General features: G+C 36.4%; 10 protein-coding genes. All 10 read right to left on the bottom strand.

All coding sequences use genetic code 11. From position 1 onward, the window contains the following. Nucleotides 1–102: 102 nt before the first annotated feature. The 10 genes from DSM02_RS06875 to DSM02_RS06830 all read right to left on the bottom strand — a co-directional run bounded on the left by DSM02_RS06875 (nucleotide 103) and on the right by DSM02_RS06830 (nucleotide 18,582). Complete coding sequence (locus tag DSM02_RS06875) at nucleotides 103–2,064, bottom strand: glycoside hydrolase family 97 protein (RefSeq protein WP_128764923.1); 1,962 nt, start codon at nucleotides 2,062–2,064, stop codon at nucleotides 103–105. Between the two features lie 10 nt (nucleotides 2,065–2,074). After that, a complete protein-coding gene (locus DSM02_RS06870) occupies nucleotides 2,075–5,182 on the bottom strand; it encodes a glycoside hydrolase family 2 TIM barrel-domain containing protein (RefSeq protein ID WP_128764922.1) in 3,108 nt (1,035 codons plus the stop codon). Nucleotides 5,183–5,212: 30 nt separating this feature from the next. Then, a complete protein-coding gene (locus DSM02_RS06865) occupies nucleotides 5,213–6,544 on the bottom strand; it encodes a BNR repeat-containing protein (protein ID WP_128764921.1) in 1,332 nt (443 codons plus the stop codon). 55 nt (nucleotides 6,545–6,599) lie between these two features. Continuing rightward, nucleotides 6,600–7,817, bottom strand: coding sequence for a hypothetical protein (locus DSM02_RS06860; protein WP_128764920.1), 1,218 nt, complete (start codon nucleotides 7,815–7,817; stop codon nucleotides 6,600–6,602). A gap of 27 nt (nucleotides 7,818–7,844) precedes the next feature. Next, nucleotides 7,845–9,014 (bottom strand): hypothetical protein, encoded by a 1,170-nt coding sequence (locus DSM02_RS06855; protein ID WP_128764919.1) that lies wholly within the window; start codon nucleotides 9,012–9,014, stop codon nucleotides 7,845–7,847. 75 nt (nucleotides 9,015–9,089) lie between these two features. After that, the gene (locus DSM02_RS06850) at nucleotides 9,090–10,832 is read right to left on the bottom strand and encodes a DUF4998 domain-containing protein (RefSeq protein ID WP_164918253.1); all 1,743 of its coding nucleotides are present in this window, start codon (nucleotides 10,830–10,832) and stop codon (nucleotides 9,090–9,092) included. A 22-nt stretch (nucleotides 10,833–10,854) separates the two neighbouring features. After that, nucleotides 10,855–12,057 carry a DUF4959 domain-containing protein gene (locus DSM02_RS06845; RefSeq protein WP_128764918.1) on the bottom strand — a complete coding sequence of 401 codons (1,203 nt, stop codon included), beginning with the start codon at nucleotides 12,055–12,057 and terminating at the stop codon, nucleotides 10,855–10,857. Nucleotides 12,058–12,085: 28 nt separating this feature from the next. Next, nucleotides 12,086–14,041, bottom strand: a complete 1,956-nt coding sequence (locus DSM02_RS06840; protein ID WP_240673998.1) for a RagB/SusD family nutrient uptake outer membrane protein — start codon at nucleotides 14,039–14,041, stop codon at nucleotides 12,086–12,088. Between the two features lie 36 nt (nucleotides 14,042–14,077). Beyond that, on the bottom strand, nucleotides 14,078–17,248 hold the full coding sequence (locus DSM02_RS06835) for a SusC/RagA family TonB-linked outer membrane protein (protein ID WP_128764916.1): 3,171 nt from the start codon (nucleotides 17,246–17,248) through the stop codon (nucleotides 14,078–14,080). A 206-nt stretch (nucleotides 17,249–17,454) separates the two neighbouring features. Continuing rightward, entirely contained in the window at nucleotides 17,455–18,582 is a 1,128-nt protein-coding gene (locus tag DSM02_RS06830) for a glycoside hydrolase family 43 protein (protein WP_128764915.1), read from the bottom strand. Nucleotides 18,583–18,619 lie beyond the last annotated feature (37 nt).

Raw genomic sequence — 18,619 nt, 5'->3', positions numbered from 1 at the left:
TGCTTTTCTTTGCACCCCACAACCAAAAACCCTGAAAATATCAGGATAATGAATAGTATGTGGTTTGAAGATTTCATTTATCAATTAGGGTTTCAATCTCAATTATTTCGAGATAAGTAGCGCACCACCTTCTCCCAAAACATCAATATTAAATGTTCCGTTCTTTTTTATTTTTACTGTTTTAGTTGCTGCTGAGCGATCTTTTGCATCATAGATAAGTGTAAGTTCTGTATTTTTCAACATAGGAAGATTCAGCTCTAAAGTTTTATCTTTTTGTTCACCGTTTGTAATTGCGATATACCATTTATCACCTTTTCGACGGGCGATTGCTGCATAATCTCCCGGCTCGCCACCTACGTAAACGATCTCATCCCAAACTGTAGGAACCTCTTTTAAAAAGTCTAAAACAAAATCAGGTTGTTCTTCTAGATTATTAGGTGTTAAACCAAAATGCTGAATAGGTGAAAAATAAAGAACTCCTGTTGCTAATTCAAAAGCTTCTGTTGTTTTACGAATAGAGCCTCCTTTCTGATCTCTCGAAAGCTTTTTGTTTAAGAATACGGGACCAAAATCCATCGAAGCAACTGAGTTTCTTATAAACGGATGCAGCGTGCTTTTAAACGCGTGCATATCTGAAGCTTCTTGTGTAAAAACCAAATTCTCTGAAGCCAATACCGCTTCTGAAGAAACAAAGTTAGGATACATACGTTGCCATCCTCTAGGCAATGTACAGCCGTGAAAGACAACTGCAAGACCATAGGTATTAGCATCAGTAAGAATATCTTCATAAAGCTGCATGGTTACCTGCTTGTCTCCACCAAAGAAGTCAACCTTTATTCCTTTAACTCCTATTTCTTGAAGCCACGCCATTTCTTTTTGGCGTTTATAGGCAGTATTCATCAAATCTTGTGGAGTCTGTGGAGCATTATTCCAAAAGCCGTTAGAGTTGTACCAAAGTAAAATTTCGACATCTTTAGATTTGGCATAGTTTACCAATTCAACAAAACGCTCCCGACCAATTACAGAGTCCCAGTTAGCATCTACAAGAATATACTCAAACTCCATCTCTGAAGCCAGATCTATAAATAGTACCTGATCGTCATAATTCATACTGGCATCTTGCCAAACGATCCAACTCCAGGTTGCTTTACCCATTTTATAAGCTACAGATGCCTCGTAACGTTCCTCTACAACATCAAAAGCAATAGTAGACTCAACAATAGGTTTTAATGATTTTCCTATAGAAATGGTACGCCATGGTGTGCTAGCAGGCATTGCCATACTTGCAAAAGCTTCTCCTATACCGTTATTCTCACCTTCTTGAGGAAATGCAAGCGGGAATAATCCGTCTTGTGTAGATTCTCCCAATCGCGAACCGGGATACGTTCCATCTACTCCGGTTTCAGAAATTAGAACCCAACCCTGCTCTGCATTTTTAAATAACGCAGGAAACGTATAACCAACACCATATTGTGACGGAGTTCCTAATTTTTCATCAAAAGTATATTCTTCTTCATAAGAAGGTTTGGTTTCTTCCCAGCCTGTTAACGGTAAGGCTTGATGCGTAATAAAAGAAGTCGCATCGTCTGGTAAATTAAAACCTGTAGCCTCAGATAAGATCTTAACTTTAGTATTCAGATCTTTTCCTATTAATTTGTAAGAAAATGCGATATCGTTATCTTCAACTCTAAAAACTACTTTTAAGGTATCTTTTTTAGCATTAGTGAAAGTTGCTACAAGTTCGTTTGCTGTATAACTCACCTGATTCACTTTAGCATTTTTCAATTCATACGATTCAGAAATAGTTTGTATGTCTGAATTTTCAAAAGTCAATCCTTTTGTGAAATCTCCTATCGAAGTCATTAAGCCTAAAGGCGAATCTTCCAAAAAAGATTCGCCATCAAGTTCTACTGAATAAAAAATGTTGCTTGCTTTAAGCTTAAGCTGAACTACCAAGCCTTCATCTGGACTCGTAACACGGGTAAGCGTATCTTGACTCCAAACTAAAGGTGCTGTTATTAAAATTAAAATCTGAACTACTTTCTTAAAGCTTATATTTTTCATCTATCACGTATTAAAATAAAGAGATTGTATAACTGTATGAGTACGTTTTGTCCTCTAATCTATATTCTCTAAAAGGATATTGTCCCCAACTGTTAAGTCCACCTAAACCGCGTTGTTTAAGATCTACGTGAAGAAATACTTTATCTTCTACGGTTAAATCTGTTGGATGCTTTTGTGCTTTGGTCATGCCAGGATCAAGATCTTCTGTAGAAACATCAAGCGCACTAAAACCTAACGGTTGATCTCCTACTATTTTCAAACCATTTCCTGAAGCATCAGTTAAGGTTAACCAACGCGTATCTGTATGATACCCTGACTCCTGTGGACGGATATACGTCCATGTAAATTGATTTTCTACTTTGTCTGTATAAATCCCTAAAAAAGCAGATTCATTTCTATCTGAATAATTTTCCCAAGGTCCGCGACCGTAATACGCTAAATTGTCAAAATCCCCATCTAAAACCAATCGCATTCCAAAACGAGGCATCTCAGGTGTTTTTTCATTTTTAAGTTCGATGTGAGCAGTAACTTTAATTGCTCCTGAATTTTCAATCAAATAATCAACGGTGTAAGCCGCAGCTATATTCGGTAAAGTATAGGTTACTGTAACAGGAAGACCTGCTTCAGTTTTTAAACCTACAAGCGTTTTGGTCACCACAGGACTTTTTGTTGCTTCTTTCCAGGCAGCTAGTTTACTTGGCATTCCGTTACCAAAATCATTATCTGTAGGAGCTCTCCAGAAGTACGGTTGTGGAAATTGAGTAATTACAGAAGCATCACTTTTCAATTTATATTCCTGAATTTTACCGGTTTTTAAATTGAAAATACCGGTTACTTTTTCAGTACTAAAAATCAAAGAATCACCTTCTTGTTCATAGACTAATTCTCCTCCTGTTGAAACCTCTTTAGGTTCATCAAAAAAGTCTGTACCTCCTACTTTAAATTGTTCGCTAGCTAAATTATATCCTGCAGGTATTAATGCAGAACCCGATTTTGTCGAAGCAAAAATACTAAGGTAATACTCACCATCTATAGTTTCGGGTAGATTCAACGCAACATTTTCTTTAGTCTTTGGTGCTGCTGAAACATTAAATGTACCGTTTGAAACCTCCTGACCATCTTTAAGTAATTTCCAAATAAAATTGAATTCTTCAAGATTGGTATAGTTGTATTTATTAATCACTTGAAGCGTATTTCCGTTAAGCTCAAATTCTATATTTTGATATACTTTTTTAACTTCAGCTAGTGAAGGATGTGGTTCACGGTCTGCAGTAATCAGTCCATTAGCAAGAAAGTTCTCATCGTTGGGCTGATTCTCTGCTCCTAGGTCACCACCATAAGCCCAGAATTCACGACCGTCTTCAGTCTCTGCACGCAATCCCTGATCTACCCAATCCCAGATAAAACCTCCTTGCATATGCGGGCTGCTGTCTATAATATCCCAGTATTCCCTAAAGTTTCCACTACTGTTACCCATTGCATGAGAATACTCACACATAATAAATGGTCGTGTTACATCGGTACGTTCTGCATATTCTTTCATGCTGCGAATACCCGGATACATAGGTGCTACCACATCTGTATCACGGTTTTGACCCGCTTGTTCAAAAGTTACTAATCGTGTGGGGTCTGTAGCTTTTAACCAATCGTAAGCTTCATAAAAAACAGGACCGTTACCACACTCATTCCCCATAGACCATAAAATGATGGAAGAATGGTTTTTGTCCATCTCATACATTCTTTTAATACGATCTAAATGTGCCGGCGCCCATTCTTCTAGATATGCAGGATGCTTATCCTTATCAATTCTTCCTTGCCATTCTGCTCCCATACCATGAGTTTCAATATTAGCTTCATCTACAATGTAAAAGCCCAATTCATCTGCAAGATCATAAACCTGCTGCCCATGCGGATAATGACTCATACGCACTGCATTGATGTTGTTACGTGCCATCAATTCAAAATCTTTACGTGTCATTTCAAGGTCAGGAACGTGACCTTTATCCGGGTGATGCTCGTGAAGGTTCACACCGTGAACGGTTACCGCTTTGCCATTGACCAAAAGCTGTGCATTTTTAAGTTCAACTTTTCTAAAACCGGTACGGCCAGCAATAGTTGCCAGTGTTTGTCCGTTTTTATCTTCGAGCTTTAAACTGTAAGTATACAATGTAGGTGTTTCTCCACTCCATTTTTCTACATTAGGAATTGTTCTTTCAAAAGAAATTGTACCACCCTCGCGAGGGACCGCTTTCTTTTCTGCATACATCAAGTTTCCTTTTTCATCAAAAAGCGCCATCTGTAAACGTGCATTTTTTACCTTGGTTTTTTCAAAAGACCGAATATCTACAACTGCTTGTAACATTCCATCCTTATAATTGGCATCCAGATCACTAACCACTTTGAAATCCCAAATAGTAGTTTTTGGCATGGCTTGAAGAAACACATTACGTTCTATACCACTTAAACGCCAGAAATCCTGATCTTCCAAGTAACTTCCATCGTGCCACCGCGTAACCTGGACAGCTAATAAATTTTCTCCTTTTTTAAGTAAACCTGTAATATCAAATTCTGCTGGAGTTTTTGATGCCTTGGTCATACCGGCTTCCTCCCCATTTACAAATATTCGGGCATAGCCAGATATAGATCCAAAACTTAAAATCACCTCTTTATCATTCCAATCTTCGGGGATAGTAAACGTTGTTCTATAGCTCCCTACGGGGTTATATTCTTGATCAATTTTTGGAATATCTTTTTTGAAAGGGTACTGAACGTTTGTATAAATAGGCAGGTCAAAACCCTCAGTCTCCCAGTTTGAAGGAACAGTTATATCATCCCAGGCAGCATCTGAAAAATCAGGTTTATAAAAATCCTTAGGTCTATCTGAAGTAGTTTTCACAACATTAAACTTCCAAGTACCGTTGAGGCTTTTATATAAAGAGGAATTTTCCGGAGTACGGGTTTCTGCAGCTTGCATACTATCATAAAGAAAAAAGAAACTACGCCCTTCTTCTTTATTGCGGTCTAAAACTGTAGGATTCTCCCATTCATTTTGCTGGTTTTGAGCGATAGCACTACAAAAAGTGAATACAGTCAAAATACTAACTAGTGTTTTTTTCATCGATTATTTGATTGTCTTTAAAAAGCTTTTTTAGTTTAAGGGTAAAGTATCTAATTCTAAAAGTTGAACAGGCGTCGCCGTTTTATTGGTCAAGCCTTCGCCATCAACCTGAGTGACCTCTTGCTGAAATATGTGTAATTTTCCGGTTTGTTTAAATAACTGTTTATCAAAATTGGGCTCCCAGTCTCCAACACTTACATCAGTCAGGTCTAAGAGTTTCCAATCATTTTGAGAAGCAAAATTTTTGTAGGCCATCGTGATTTTGCTACCACGCAGGTCATCTCTATAAAGTAAATAAACCGTCTTTTTATTTCCTTCATTTTGAACAAATATTTCCGGTCTGCTTATTGGTATTTTTTTTGTACCCCCACCACCTAACTTAAACCCAGAGTCTCGAAAGTTTGAGTTTTCTTTTTTCCAAATACCATCTTCGAGATAAACAATTTGATATTGGGTTTTTCCATCTACATTCCAATAGTTTGCGATATACGGATTTCCAGAAGCATCAGTAGTCATTGAAGTTTGATTGATCAAACTGCTATTTTGGGGAATTTTCCATGCATACTCTGCTGTCTCTTGCGTGATAGGTAATTGATAGGCTTCTCCAGTAGAACGCATCCAGGTTTTTCCTTCATCTGTAGATTTTGCATAAGCTATGTCGTGATTTGTAGATACGTCATAGGTCTCACGCCATACCCAAGAAAGATGTATTGTTCCTTGCTTATCTACATAAGCCTGCCAATACGCATTGCGCTCCCCTTCCCCATCTATTAGATTTTGATAAAGTTGTGACCATTTTTGAGCTTGAGGATTGTATGTATTAACTACTAATATTCCCTCGCCAGATTCACCAGACCGGTATAAATACAGTAATTTTTCAGTATTAACAAGATTATAAAACTGCGGATAGGTTACTTTGGCTTCTTCTATCCCAGACATTTTTTGTTTTTCGCCTAGCTCCAGACCTAAAGGTTCTAGACTACGTGCATACCGCAACGGGTTATTATGGTGATCCCAACTAACGTGTATATAGCCTTCGCCGTCAATAGCGATACTTATCGCATTATGCGCATCTTTCGTATTTCCAGTATATTGCGTTTGATGTACCTCCCATTCTCCGTCAGGAAGTATTCTCTTGGCAAGTATTAAATAAGATTCTGCATCGTAATAAGCTGCGAATTGAACATTATCGTGCGTGGTTACCGCATTTTGCCTAAAAATAACTGTATTAATAGAATTGTTTGCCCAGCCAGAACCAATAATACTTTTTTTAAAAGCAACATCTGACAAGCCTTTACAAGCAGAAAATATGCTTATACTGCTAATCAAAAGAACTAAAAACTTTAAGTAAAACAATCTCATAAGAATAAATTATAAATGTACAAATAACATTTATAACTAACAGCTTTTGAATTTATTAATTTGAAGGTAGCCCATCAGTTTTCATTCCCTGTAAGATTAAACAGTGGGTAATGTATAAGTCTTCTTCACCCGTATCTTCATGAGCTCCGTTAATACCATATGGCCAAAAATGAACACCTGATTTTCTAATATATTCCTCATCATCACCGCTCATCAATTGTATGATTTCTGCAGCTCTTTCTCCATTATAACGATTATCTGTAAATAAATCATCATACTTCCAATGTGTTCCTACACCAACTGAATGAGCCATTTCATGTAATGCTGTACCTGTTCTTTGGTAACTTTCAACTGGCCCCATATTAATCCACCCGTCAAAATTAGCATTAGCTGTTGGAGTGCCTGGTGAATAATTAACCGTGACATGCTTATTTATTGAAGTGAAGTTATTAAAGTACCAGGTCGCCTCATCGAAAGCACTCTTTATACGGGCGTGAATAGGATTGTTCAAATCTAAGGTACCATTAAACGACCAAGTAAAATTACCCTCTGGAATGGTAGAAATAATCATCTGTCTTCCGTAAACTGCCTCACCATCAGATATCTTATAAGGACGAATAAAATATACCGACTGCTCTTCAAGATCTGTTATACGTAGTTTAAAATGATCTTCTATAGTAGCGTGAATTATTTTATTGTTGTCTATTGTTGGTACTTCTTCAATTCCCCACACGACTCCCATTTCTGTAATGGGTAAATCTCCACGATCTATAAGTTCTACTTCTACAAAAATATCGTGAGCACCAGATATTGAGATCACTTCCGGATTAAATAAGGCTGACTCTGCAATTAATGTTTTAAAATTAACCTCATCGCCATAAACTACACCTGCTTCATTTACAGCATAAGGTTTAGCATAATATGTAGTTACCTGTTTTAAACCCGTTAGACTCACCGTAAACTCACCAGACCCTTTAACGCTCGAGGCTAAATATTTGTCTCCTTCATTTGAGTCAGGAGTGGTACTTAAATAAATACCTCGTTCAGAAATACTGCCATTACCATCATCAGTTACAGCAGCATGTACAATCGCATTGAATGTATCTATATTTGATACCTCTTGAATACTTAATACTGCTTGTACAATATTTTCTTCTGGAGTAGGACTTGACTCTATAATCACATCATCTGTATTGTCAGAACTACTACAGGATAATAAAGTGAAAATAAACAGTATTGAACATGCTAATCTGCTTATATATATTATATTCATATTTAATCTCATAACTTAAGTGTTTTTTTAATTTTGAGCTTGAGGGGTTGCCACAACTTTAATATTACGCGCACTAAAAACCTGATCTTCTGAGCGTACTATACTCTCATCATTAGTTGCTCCGCTAGCTCCTTCCATTTGCATATTAATAATTAGCCAAAACGGTTTATTGGTGTAATCTTTAATCTCGCTAGATCTCAACTCTCCATCTATATACATATTAACAGCCGTATCTATCTCATCAATACGACGCAAAATCAATTTATAACTGTGCCAGCTTGTTGCCGCATCAGGAACATCTGTTAAAACAGTTGTCCATATTGTCTTATCCCAAGACGGACCAGTAACTGTATTTTGTAAATTAGATGTGGTACCTTTGAATTCTAAAATATCTACTTCTGGAGGCCAAGAATCTGAGCCACTTATCCAAAATGCTGGCCATGAACTGGGAACAGTTGGTGCCATAAATTCCCCACTTATCTCCCAATAGGGTAATTCTTCTGTAACACGTATCTTATCTTTAGCATGTATTGCTCCGGAATGAAAAGTGATACGTAAATGAGGATCTGCTGTGCTATACCCCTCCCATTCCCAATTAGTCCACTTTGCTATTATTTCTAAAACACCCCCTTCTTTTAAAGATACGTTATCAGAAAACATGCGGGCAGACCCATTATGATCTGATCCCCACGGGTACAGCATATTCCAAGTCTCATCAAATTTATCTTGAGATGTAAAACTTTCAGAGTCAACAATTATAACCGGCTTTATTTCAGCCTTAGTTACTACACTTATAACATCTCCATAGGCTATCCCTGCTTTATTTTCAGCGTATGCTCTAATAAAATATGTTGTATTTTCTTTAAGACCAGAAATATCTGCAGTAAACTCTCCTGAAGCTTTGACAGTATTTGCAGCAAATTGTGTATCGCTTTCTGCAAGCTCTTCTTTAACTGATACCGAAATTCCACGGCTTAATACCGATGCTCCTCCATTATCTGTTATATATGCTGTAATCGTCATTGAAGACTCAAGAATATTTATAACCTGTTCAATCTGTACAGTGGGAACTTGACTCGTTACCTCAATATCTGGCTTTTCTATTGATGCCAAATCATTATTATTTTCGTCAGAACATGAAAATAAAACTAATAGTATTCCTAGTAAATAAAGTTTTTCTATATAAGATGATTTCATGATTTAGAGCTATACTATTATAAACAGGAAGCAGTTAGAATCTGCTTCCTGTTTTCAATTAAAAAAATGACCTGTTTATTGTTTTACCAGTTTAAATGACTCCACTTGTAAAAAACGACCTACCCCCTCTTCATTAGTAGTTTCTCCGCCTATAGCTACTTTAGTTGGTTCTGAAATTGTAAAACTTAAAATTCTTGTATTGTCATTTGCTGAGTCAACCCTATCATAGACTAGAGTTTCTTCAGCTGTTTCAACGTCAGCTACATCAGGTAATGTTTCCCCCTCTGCAACAACAAAATAAGCTTGATCAGAGGTACCCCGAGTACCAGTATAGTTTGTCGCAAAAATTGTCACAGTATACGTGTAGGTACCTGGTTCTAAAAATAAAACTTGATAAACTTTACCATTTACGATATTAGGTTGTCCCCAACCACTTTCTAAATCCCATTTTGCTGAGTTCCCATCATATGCACCTTGAGGCCCATTATCTGTATGATTCATTGCAGCATCATTATGTATCCAATTTTCAGGAGTTCCCCATCGACTTCCACTTGAAGACAATTTATAAGGTGCAACTGCATTTTCAAGATAGGGTGCTTTAGAAAATTGATTTAACTTAAAAGAATTAATCTTAAGATACCTACCTGCTCCACCATCGTTTGTAGTCTGAACACCTATAGATAATTGTGTTGTTTCTTCTAATGTAAACGTGAGTAAGCTATTAAGTCCGTTAGCTTTATTAACTCGTTCATATGCAAGCGTTTCAGAAGATGTCTCTACTTCAGATACATCTGGTAATTGTGGGCCTTTTGCTACTGTGAAGTACGCTTTATCTAAGTTATTATCTGCTCCCTCATAATTAGTCTCAGCAATATTTATAGAATATGCATAGGTACCTGCAGGTAAAATCACTGTTTGATAAACTTTTGCATTTATTAGGTCAGGTTCACCCCAACCACTTTCCAGATCAAATAATTCACCATCTAAAGCCCCATATCCCCCATGGCTAAGTGCAGCCTCATTGTGTATCCAACCTACTGGAGTTCCCCAGCGACTTCCACCTTCTAAAATTTCAAAAGGATAAGAGCTGTTCAAAAGATAAGGAGGATCTGTCAATTTTGGCTCTGGAATATAGCCTTGATAATCGGTATAGAACGTATCTATACTAGTAGGTTCCGGTTTAAAAATCGTTCGATATTGATATTCTGAACCGCTCGTAAAATCTTCTATAAAAGCCATAGCTGAATCAATAGGCACATAAAATTCTTCTATTTCAGAAGTATTGCTAGATGTATATTGAATTTCTGTACCTAAAACCCCAGTGGTTAAATCCATTGACGAATAACTCACCGTTAAATCATTACCAATCAAAACATTACTTATAACAGGTCTATTATAAAGTGTATTCTGATATCGCGAGCCATATACTTCTGCTGTTATATTTACTGGTATAGAACTATTTAGCTCATCATCATAGGTACGAACTTCAAGGTTGTATATATTTTCTTCTAAATCATCTATATATACACTTAAGGTATCTACTGGTTTAGTACGGGTTACCGGTACTACTACAGAATCAGCTTTACTGTTCCAATACACTCTAAAACTTGTAATTTTAGGATCTGCATTAACTATGCCCTGTAAATACAGTCTTTCTCTTCCTGTAAATACTTTTATAGAGTCCATTTTTTCTGTATAGTTAATTTCACCGCCTTCAGTAAATTTTCTGTAATCTTCCATCTCATCTGAACAAGCTGCAACAAGGACTAAAGCCACAAAACACAGCAAGAGAAAAAATTGTTTTTTAAATGTTTTCATATGAATACTATTTTTTGTGTTACTACTGTGAATTGCCATATGCCTGAAGTTCTCCTATAGCAAATTGTCTTCCTCCAGCCCAATTCTCTAAATTTTCTATTCTTATATACCTCACTCGTGGCATCTCTATAGGAATATCCCAACTAAAACCAGCATTTGCAGTTTGATAATCTTCATTAGTTTGCTGCCCATAGGGTAAGCCAGAAGGCTTTACCTCTTCATATTCTCCCAGCAATGTCCATTTAGAAAGATCTCCTGATGTCTCTAAAACATCAGACCCATATATTCTAAAGCGTTTCATACACGCTAAATAGTAATAAGACCTACCATTAAAATACTCAGGATAATCCCAAATCACAATTCTACTCAATTTTGCCTGCACTCCCATGTCAAATGTAAGTATGTGGTTAGAGGCTGTGTAAGTACCCTCAGTAAGATAAATTTGTGGCCAATCCATAATATTTCCATTCCATAAACCTTCTAAAGAAGTTGATGGATGAAATGGTGCATCATTAGGCAGTCTAACTCCTCTGTAACCAGACTTAGGAATTGCTTCTTCAAATAATGGTTTGATCTCCGCAAACAAAGTATCTGTATAATTTAACCATCTATCTCTTACTGCAATAGCGAACTTCTTGTTTATTGTATCCATACCTCTTAGGGTACTTTTCACTTCATTAGTAGATGTATAAACACTGTTTCCTAAAGTAACCCAGTCACCATACTCATCTTGTTCCATTACGAGAATAGCGATGTCTTCTCGTTCTGGGTTGTCCGCAGAAACATAAATACCCCCAAATGCAGGTGACACTTCTAAACTCTCATATACATCATATATAGGTGCCAGATTAGGAGCTACGGTTATACGAACAGGATCTGATTCAACTTCGCTTCGATTAACTGTTGTAACCGAAATCTCAACTTCAGAATTACCAGAAAATCCTTCTAAAATCATTGAACTGTTATAGTAGGATGATTTTACATTCATTTCTCTACCGTTTTCTAAAACATAATCTGCTTTGATGTATAAAAGATCCTGATCTTTAGGTAATGTATAACTTAGCTTGGCTTTTCCTGCTAGGTTTTCTACTATGATATCTGTTACCTGACCCGGTTTTTCAGAATTATTTTCTAAAGGCTCATTAACATCTTCTTCTGAACAACCAACTATAAGCATAGCGGCTATCAGGTAAAAACCCATCTTTTTAAATAATTTCCAATTCATAATATCTCTATTTAATTTTGTTATTCTATTACCATCCTAGGTTTTGAACCAAATTTGAATTTTGTAATAATGTATTTTCTGCAAGAGGCCAGAAGTAATCTCTAGGTGAAACAAATCGCTGTTGAAAAACAGTTCTAACCTGATAATATGATGCCTCGTCTTCTCCAAAAACATTCCAACCGCGTATGGGTTCATTAAACTCTCGAGAAGCCTCTTTCCATCTGCGAATATCCCAAAAACGACTCCCCTCAAAGGCCATTTCTATATTGCGTTCTTGATGAATAATAGCTCTTAATCCTTCTTTAGAATTAGGCTTATTAGGGTTTGAAGAAAAGTTAGCCCAAGATTCCTGTACTCCATCTAGACCAGCTCGATCTCTAACTCTATCTAAATATTCAAAAACTTCAGGGGTAGGACCTTGTACTTCATTTAAAGCTTCGGCATACATAAGATATAGATCGGCAAGTCTTAATTCGGGCCAAGCATAATCTCTATAAGACGCTGATGATTCTCCAAAACTTTGATTCCAATTCACTAATTTCTTCACATAATATCCTGTCATATTAAAGAAGAAGGCTGTATTACTTCCTGCATAATCATTGTATTTACCCTCTATATGAAATTTAGTATCGTCAGAACCGCTATCGTACTTATACCAGATAGATCCATCAAAACCTAAATCTGCATAAAATCTGGGCTCCCGGTCATAATTTAAAATAGAAGTGGTATAACCCTGTCTTATATTGTTTTTTTCTGAAGCACCGGCCTCTCTCAACTCAAGAATATCACTAAAGTCTAACGTAGTATCTTCATCAATTGGCACTCCGTTTTTAGTATAAAACTGTTGTGCTATTTTAAGAGTTGGAGACATTATTTTATGTGCATTATTGTGAGAATGCTCAATAGTTAATGGCGCCATAGCATGTAATTGTATTTCACTCGTTCGACTTACTGTATTTCCCCAGATTACTTCTGAATTCCAACGTTCTGATACTGCATTTCGAATGCTTAGCTTTTGGGTCGTAGTATCTGTTAAGGTAAAACCTGATCCCGGAAACTCATATAGTGAATGACCTGCATTTTCAGAAGCTTCAATAGCTGTTAAAGCTGCATCAGCTGCTAATTTCCATTTTGAGGCATCATAATCTGTATCAAATAATTGCGTACCATCTTTATTTACCAAACCGGCCAAATCTGAATTACCATTAAATAAAGGGCTCGCATCTGTTAATAAAATACGTGTTTTTAAACCCAATGCAATCGGTCTTGTGATTCTACCTAGTTCTGAATTTATATCAGTTATAGAAGGAGGTAAAATAGCGATAGCTTCATCACATAACTCTACAAGATATGCGATACTCTCATTCCAATTATCACGACTAACATCTAAGACTTCACTTGGCGCATCAACAGGAATATTCTCTCTCATAACCGGTATGGGACCATACATTCTCATTAAATAAAAATGATAATAAGCTTTGAGAAATTTAGCCTCTGCAATCCAACGCTCCCGCTCACTAGGCTGAATATCAGGAACCTTACTAGCGTCACTCAAATTTTCAATAAATATATTGCAATGTCGTATCCCATCAAAGAGGTTATATCCATCTCCAGGACCACCTCCATCATAATACCCGTCCCATGCATTAAAATACGGATTTGAAACACGTTGATTACCCATTGCTATATCTAATGAATAAATAGTCAGTGCCTGTCGCTGATCAGGTATCCACATTTCGTCTCCGGCTAACATTGCCGGATTGTGAATCAGACTCCCGTTTCTAGGCATATAAGCATAACAAGTAAACAAGTATTTTTCTGCCTCGTTGCGCAATTTAAAAGCCTGATCAATTGTTGCTACGTTATCTGGTACTACATCTAAAAATGAGTCTTCACAAGATTGTAAATTCAACATCATTGGAATAGCAATAGCAACACCCAGCTTTTTCCAAAGTGAACATTTTTTCATAGTTAATGTTTTCATTTTAACTGTTTTAAATTCTTTCATCATCATCGCTAATTAAAAGTTTACTTGTAAGCCTAAGTTGTATACCGATTGAATAGGATATCCTAAACCGTTACCTCCCATTTCAGGATCCCATAAATCAAAGTTGCTCCACACAGCCAGGTTAAGACCGCTAGCATAAAGACGTAAACTTTTAATATGAAATTTTTCTAGAAATTTTTGTGGAGCATTAAAGCCAACCTCTAAAGTTTTTAATCTTAAGAAATCTCCGTTACGCATCCACCAAGTGGAAGTCTGGTTATTATTCTCTATAAAAGTCTGACTTAAACGGGGCCAAAATGCGTAAACGTCACGGTTCTCCTCTGACCAGTAATCCTCTGCTACAACTTTGAGCAGTCCATTTTGTGCTCCGCCATTTATAACAAAAGGAGAAATATTCTGTGGGTTGATGAAAAAGCTGGAACCCGCAGATCCTTGAAAGAACACACTCAAATCAAAGGCTTTATAACCTATTGTACCTCCAAAACCATAAATGATCTTCGGAGTAGTAGGGTTACCAATTGGCACCATATCACTCTGTGAGATAACCCCATCTCCATTAACGTCACGATATTTTATATCTCCACCTGTATATTCTCCAAACTGCGTAGGGGAATTATCTACCTCTTCCTGATCTACAAAAAGACGTTCAGCGATATACCCATAAACCTGAGAAGCGTTTTGACCTATCTGCGACCTGTATGCTAAATTCTCCGGGTAATCGACCTCATCATATTCTAAAATCTCATTATCTGCATAGGTAAAATTAGCTCTCAATTGCGTCCATAAATATTTTCCCAACTGCTTGTTGTAATCTGCAGTAAGGTCAAGACCATAACTCTCTAACTTAGCAAAGTTTGCTTGTGGAGTAGCTGTTAAACCCAGAGCAGAACCTATATTAGATCTAGTCTGTAGAATATTTGTTCTATTCTGTCTAAAGATATCTGCTACGATATTAAGATCTCCAAACAGTCCTATATCTACTCCTAAATTTACTTGCTCTGATTCTTCCCAACCAATATCATAATTTGAATATCTTGAGATATAAACTCCATTACGATAATATCCAAAGTCTTGTCCAAAACTTACACCATAGTTTCCATCGTCTAAGTTAACATTAGATAGGTAGAAAAATCTATCTTCTGTGTTACCTATCTGATCATTACCTACAAAGCCATAAGTAACTCTAAATTTTAAATTAGATACAACATCCTTTAAAGGTTCAAAGAATTTCTCATTAGAAATACGATACCCCAAACCTACCGAAGGGAAGAAACCATACCTACTACCTCTTGCAAAACGCTCAGAACCATTATACCCAAAATTTCCTTCAAACATATAGCGATTATCATATGCATAAGTAAATCGTCCTGATACACCATGGTTTCTACTTGCTAAAGAACTTTGTACACTACCAGAGTTTCCGTTTTCATAACTGGATATTAAATTAAGTAACATTACAGAAACAGCGTGTTTTTCTCCAAAAGTTCTGTCGTAATTGATAGCAGTCTCATTATATATCCTAGAATCTAATAATTTATCACCTTCATCATAACCTAAATATTCTTGCCCTACAGTACCTATAGAACTAGCACTCCCGTCATTTAAAACCTGAAGTTCAATATTACCATCAATAGGGTTTAAATATGAGCTATAAAAAAAGGGGTTATATTGTCTAGAAACATTATATGTAGAATATCTACTCAGATATCCCATTGTACGCACTCTAAGACCTTCTGTTATAAAAGATAAATCTTGTTTCAATTCTAATTGTGGGCGAATAGTAGAAGTCTTTCTTGTTTGATACCCCCTTACCATCTGAGCATACGGGTTATTCAACAACGTTTCAGAAGCAACGCCTGTAGGTGCTCCTCCAAAAAGAGGATGCTCTATAAAAGGAAGTAATTCTGAAGGATAAATTGCAGGAAATGCAACCGGGTTAGACCAAACAGCACTATTAAAAATTGCCTGACCACCTCCTACAGGTCCATTATAATCATCAAACTGACCTGAAACTCTTATAATAGCTTCTGTGGTAGGAGTAAGCTGTAGATTAATGTTACTTCTTATAGAATAGTTACGAAGCTTTATATTACTGTTGAAGTTATTAATCCCAGCAACATCAAGCACACCATTATCTATATTATAGGTTCCAGAAACATAATACCTTGCCTTCTCACTACCTCCGCTTACATTTAAGTTCAAACTTTGATTTACAGTATAATCCTTAACAAGTTGATCAATCCAATTATTACTAGGATAGAGTAAGGGATTGTCTCCTTGAGCAGTTCTATCTATCTTAGTTTGAGAATAAGGTAAAATTGCATTACGGTCACGCGTAAGGGCTGCTTCATTTGCTAGATTCATATACGTAATATTATCTGCAAAATTGAAGTTTGTAGTGTTTGCCGAAACTCGTGTTTCAGATCTAAAATTAAACTGAGTTTCTCCTGCTTTACCACTTTTGGTACTGATCAAAACAACCCCGTTTGCTCCTCGAGCCCCATATACAGACGCTGCTGCTGCATCCTTCAATACCGAAAAACTATCTATATCATCGGGTTGAATACGAGCCATATCAGTTGTTGTAGACTCTATTCCGTCAATTAAAATTAAGGGGTTACGCTTACCTGAACCAAAAGTTCCCAGTCCACGTATAAAGAAGTCAGAATTATCTGCTCCCGGCTCTCCAGTTCTCTGATAAGCAATCATACCAGATACACGCCCCGCCATCATTGTTGTAAGGTTATTTGTTGGTCCCTTTAATTCTTTAGGGTTAATTGTTGTTATAGAGCTAACAACACTACCCTTTTTCTGTTTACCTCCAAACCCAATAACAACTGTTTCTTCTAAGGTATCCATATCAGGACTTAAGGTCAAGTCTATCTGAGACTCATCACCTACAACTACTTCTTGACTAACAAAGCCTACGTAAGTAAATACTAGAGTAGCACCCGCTGATACGGATATAGAATATTTTCCATCAAAATCTGTACTTGTACCATTTTTGGTTCCCTTTTCTACAATGGTTACACCAGGAAGTGGTGTACTACTATCACCCTCTAATATAGTTCCTGTAATAACTTTTTGAGGAGGCTTTGATGATAAACTTGCTCCATACAAATCTGTGGATATTGAATTGAGTAGCAAGCAAAGCAAAAGAATTATTCCAGCTTTTTGGTACATTAAATATTTTTTAATCATAATCAGAATCTCTTATTAGTAACTATTTTTCGATACTTTTAACTTTAATAGGTTCACTTGATGTTTTTTGATTTTTTTCATCCATAATTGTCTATTTATTAGTTGGTTATTTATTTATTATTAAATTTTAGTTTTAAACTCAATCGATTGAGATATCTCTAAAACTTGATCGCTATTTTAAGAATTAATCAAGGTGCTAATGTGTCAAAAAATGACAAATCCCATTCATCATGCCATTTGAATTCTGGTTTCCCATTAGTTATAGATATAGGTAACCATATATATCTGCCATCCCTATGATTTTTAGGATTCCAACGATCTCCCATATAGATATAAGCGTCTTTTTTACCTGCGACCGGCAACACAAATGTACTTTGAGACCTGAAGGTTAATTCTGCCTCCTCACCCACTGCAGGATTACCTAATTTTTCCCAAGGACCCAACATTGATTTTGATTTAAACGATCGTGCAGGGTTAGGATCCCAACCTGTTAAACCTGAAGTTATCATATAATATGTGTTACCTGACTTAAAAACTGCAGGTGCTTCATTCTGACCGCCTTCCTGAACACGTACATAAGTGTCTGTAAAATCTAAATAATCATCAGTAAGAAGCGATATATGTAAGGTTTGATTTTCTTCTGAAGAATGTACGTGGTATGCTTTACCATCATCATCAACATAAACCGTCATATCTCTTGACATCTGACCTTCTTCAAAATCTCTACGCACATACAATCCATCTATTAAAGATTCCTTCCATTCTGGTGTCCACCATTCTAACTTTTCATCTTCTTCATTGTAAACTTTCTCTGAATCATCTATATTTTTAGGCCATATCTTAGTATTAGGTCTAAATGATTTAATGTATTTAAAGGGGCCTAAAGGATTGTCACTTATCGCTACACCGGTACGAGCGGCAGCATAGCCTTGACCCTTTAATTCTAGATGAAACCACATTACATACTTATCAGTTTTCTTATTATAAATAACTTTAGGTCTTTCTATTACAGACCCTGTTGTAATTTCAGAATTAGGGTCAGTACTTACAGACAATGCCACTCCTTCATTTTTCCAGTTATATAAATCATCAGAGCTATAAACACGTACACCAACCTGTGCTAAACTGTTTTGATTTTTATGTTCCCCATACCAGAAGTAAGTCCCATCTTCGTAATAAAAACCACCTCCGTGAGCATTTATATGATTGCCATCTGCATCTTTCCAAATATCTCCAGGAGTAAATGAAGAATTATTTAGATTTTGCCCTGTGCAACTTTGTGTAATTATTAAACTAAGAATAAGTAAAAATCTCATCAACTTGGTTTTATAGCCTTAATTATCAATTTTGATA

The organism is Leeuwenhoekiella polynyae (assembly GCF_004104075.1).
GTDB lineage: Bacteria > Bacteroidota > Bacteroidia > Flavobacteriales > Flavobacteriaceae > Leeuwenhoekiella > Leeuwenhoekiella polynyae.
The sequence above is the reverse complement of the archived record's forward strand: the minus strand, read 5'-3'. Positions and strand labels throughout refer to the sequence as shown.

What these genes read in the sequence shown, in the direction of transcription:
- DSM02_RS06860 (WP_128764920.1), bottom strand. Translation starts at nt 7,817, where the DNA reads ATGAATATAATATATATAAGCAGATTAGCATGTTCAATACTGTTTATT.
- DSM02_RS06870 (WP_128764922.1), bottom strand. Translation starts at nt 5,182, where the DNA reads ATGAAAAAAACACTAGTTAGTATTTTGACTGTATTCACTTTTTGTAGT.
- DSM02_RS06855 (WP_128764919.1), bottom strand. Translation starts at nt 9,014, where the DNA reads ATGAAATCATCTTATATAGAAAAACTTTATTTACTAGGAATACTATTA.
- DSM02_RS06875 (WP_128764923.1), bottom strand. Translation starts at nt 2,064, where the DNA reads ATGAAAAATATAAGCTTTAAGAAAGTAGTTCAGATTTTAATTTTAATA.
- DSM02_RS06830 (WP_128764915.1), bottom strand. Translation starts at nt 18,582, where the DNA reads ATGAGATTTTTACTTATTCTTAGTTTAATAATTACACAAAGTTGCACA.
- DSM02_RS06845 (WP_128764918.1), bottom strand. Translation starts at nt 12,057, where the DNA reads ATGAATTGGAAATTATTTAAAAAGATGGGTTTTTACCTGATAGCCGCT.
- DSM02_RS06865 (WP_128764921.1), bottom strand. Translation starts at nt 6,544, where the DNA reads ATGAGATTGTTTTACTTAAAGTTTTTAGTTCTTTTGATTAGCAGTATA.
- DSM02_RS06840 (WP_240673998.1), bottom strand. Translation starts at nt 14,041, where the DNA reads ATGAAAACATTAACTATGAAAAAATGTTCACTTTGGAAAAAGCTGGGT.
- DSM02_RS06850 (WP_164918253.1), bottom strand. Translation starts at nt 10,832, where the DNA reads ATGAAAACATTTAAAAAACAATTTTTTCTCTTGCTGTGTTTTGTGGCT.
- DSM02_RS06835 (WP_128764916.1), bottom strand. Translation starts at nt 17,248, where the DNA reads ATGTACCAAAAAGCTGGAATAATTCTTTTGCTTTGCTTGCTACTCAAT.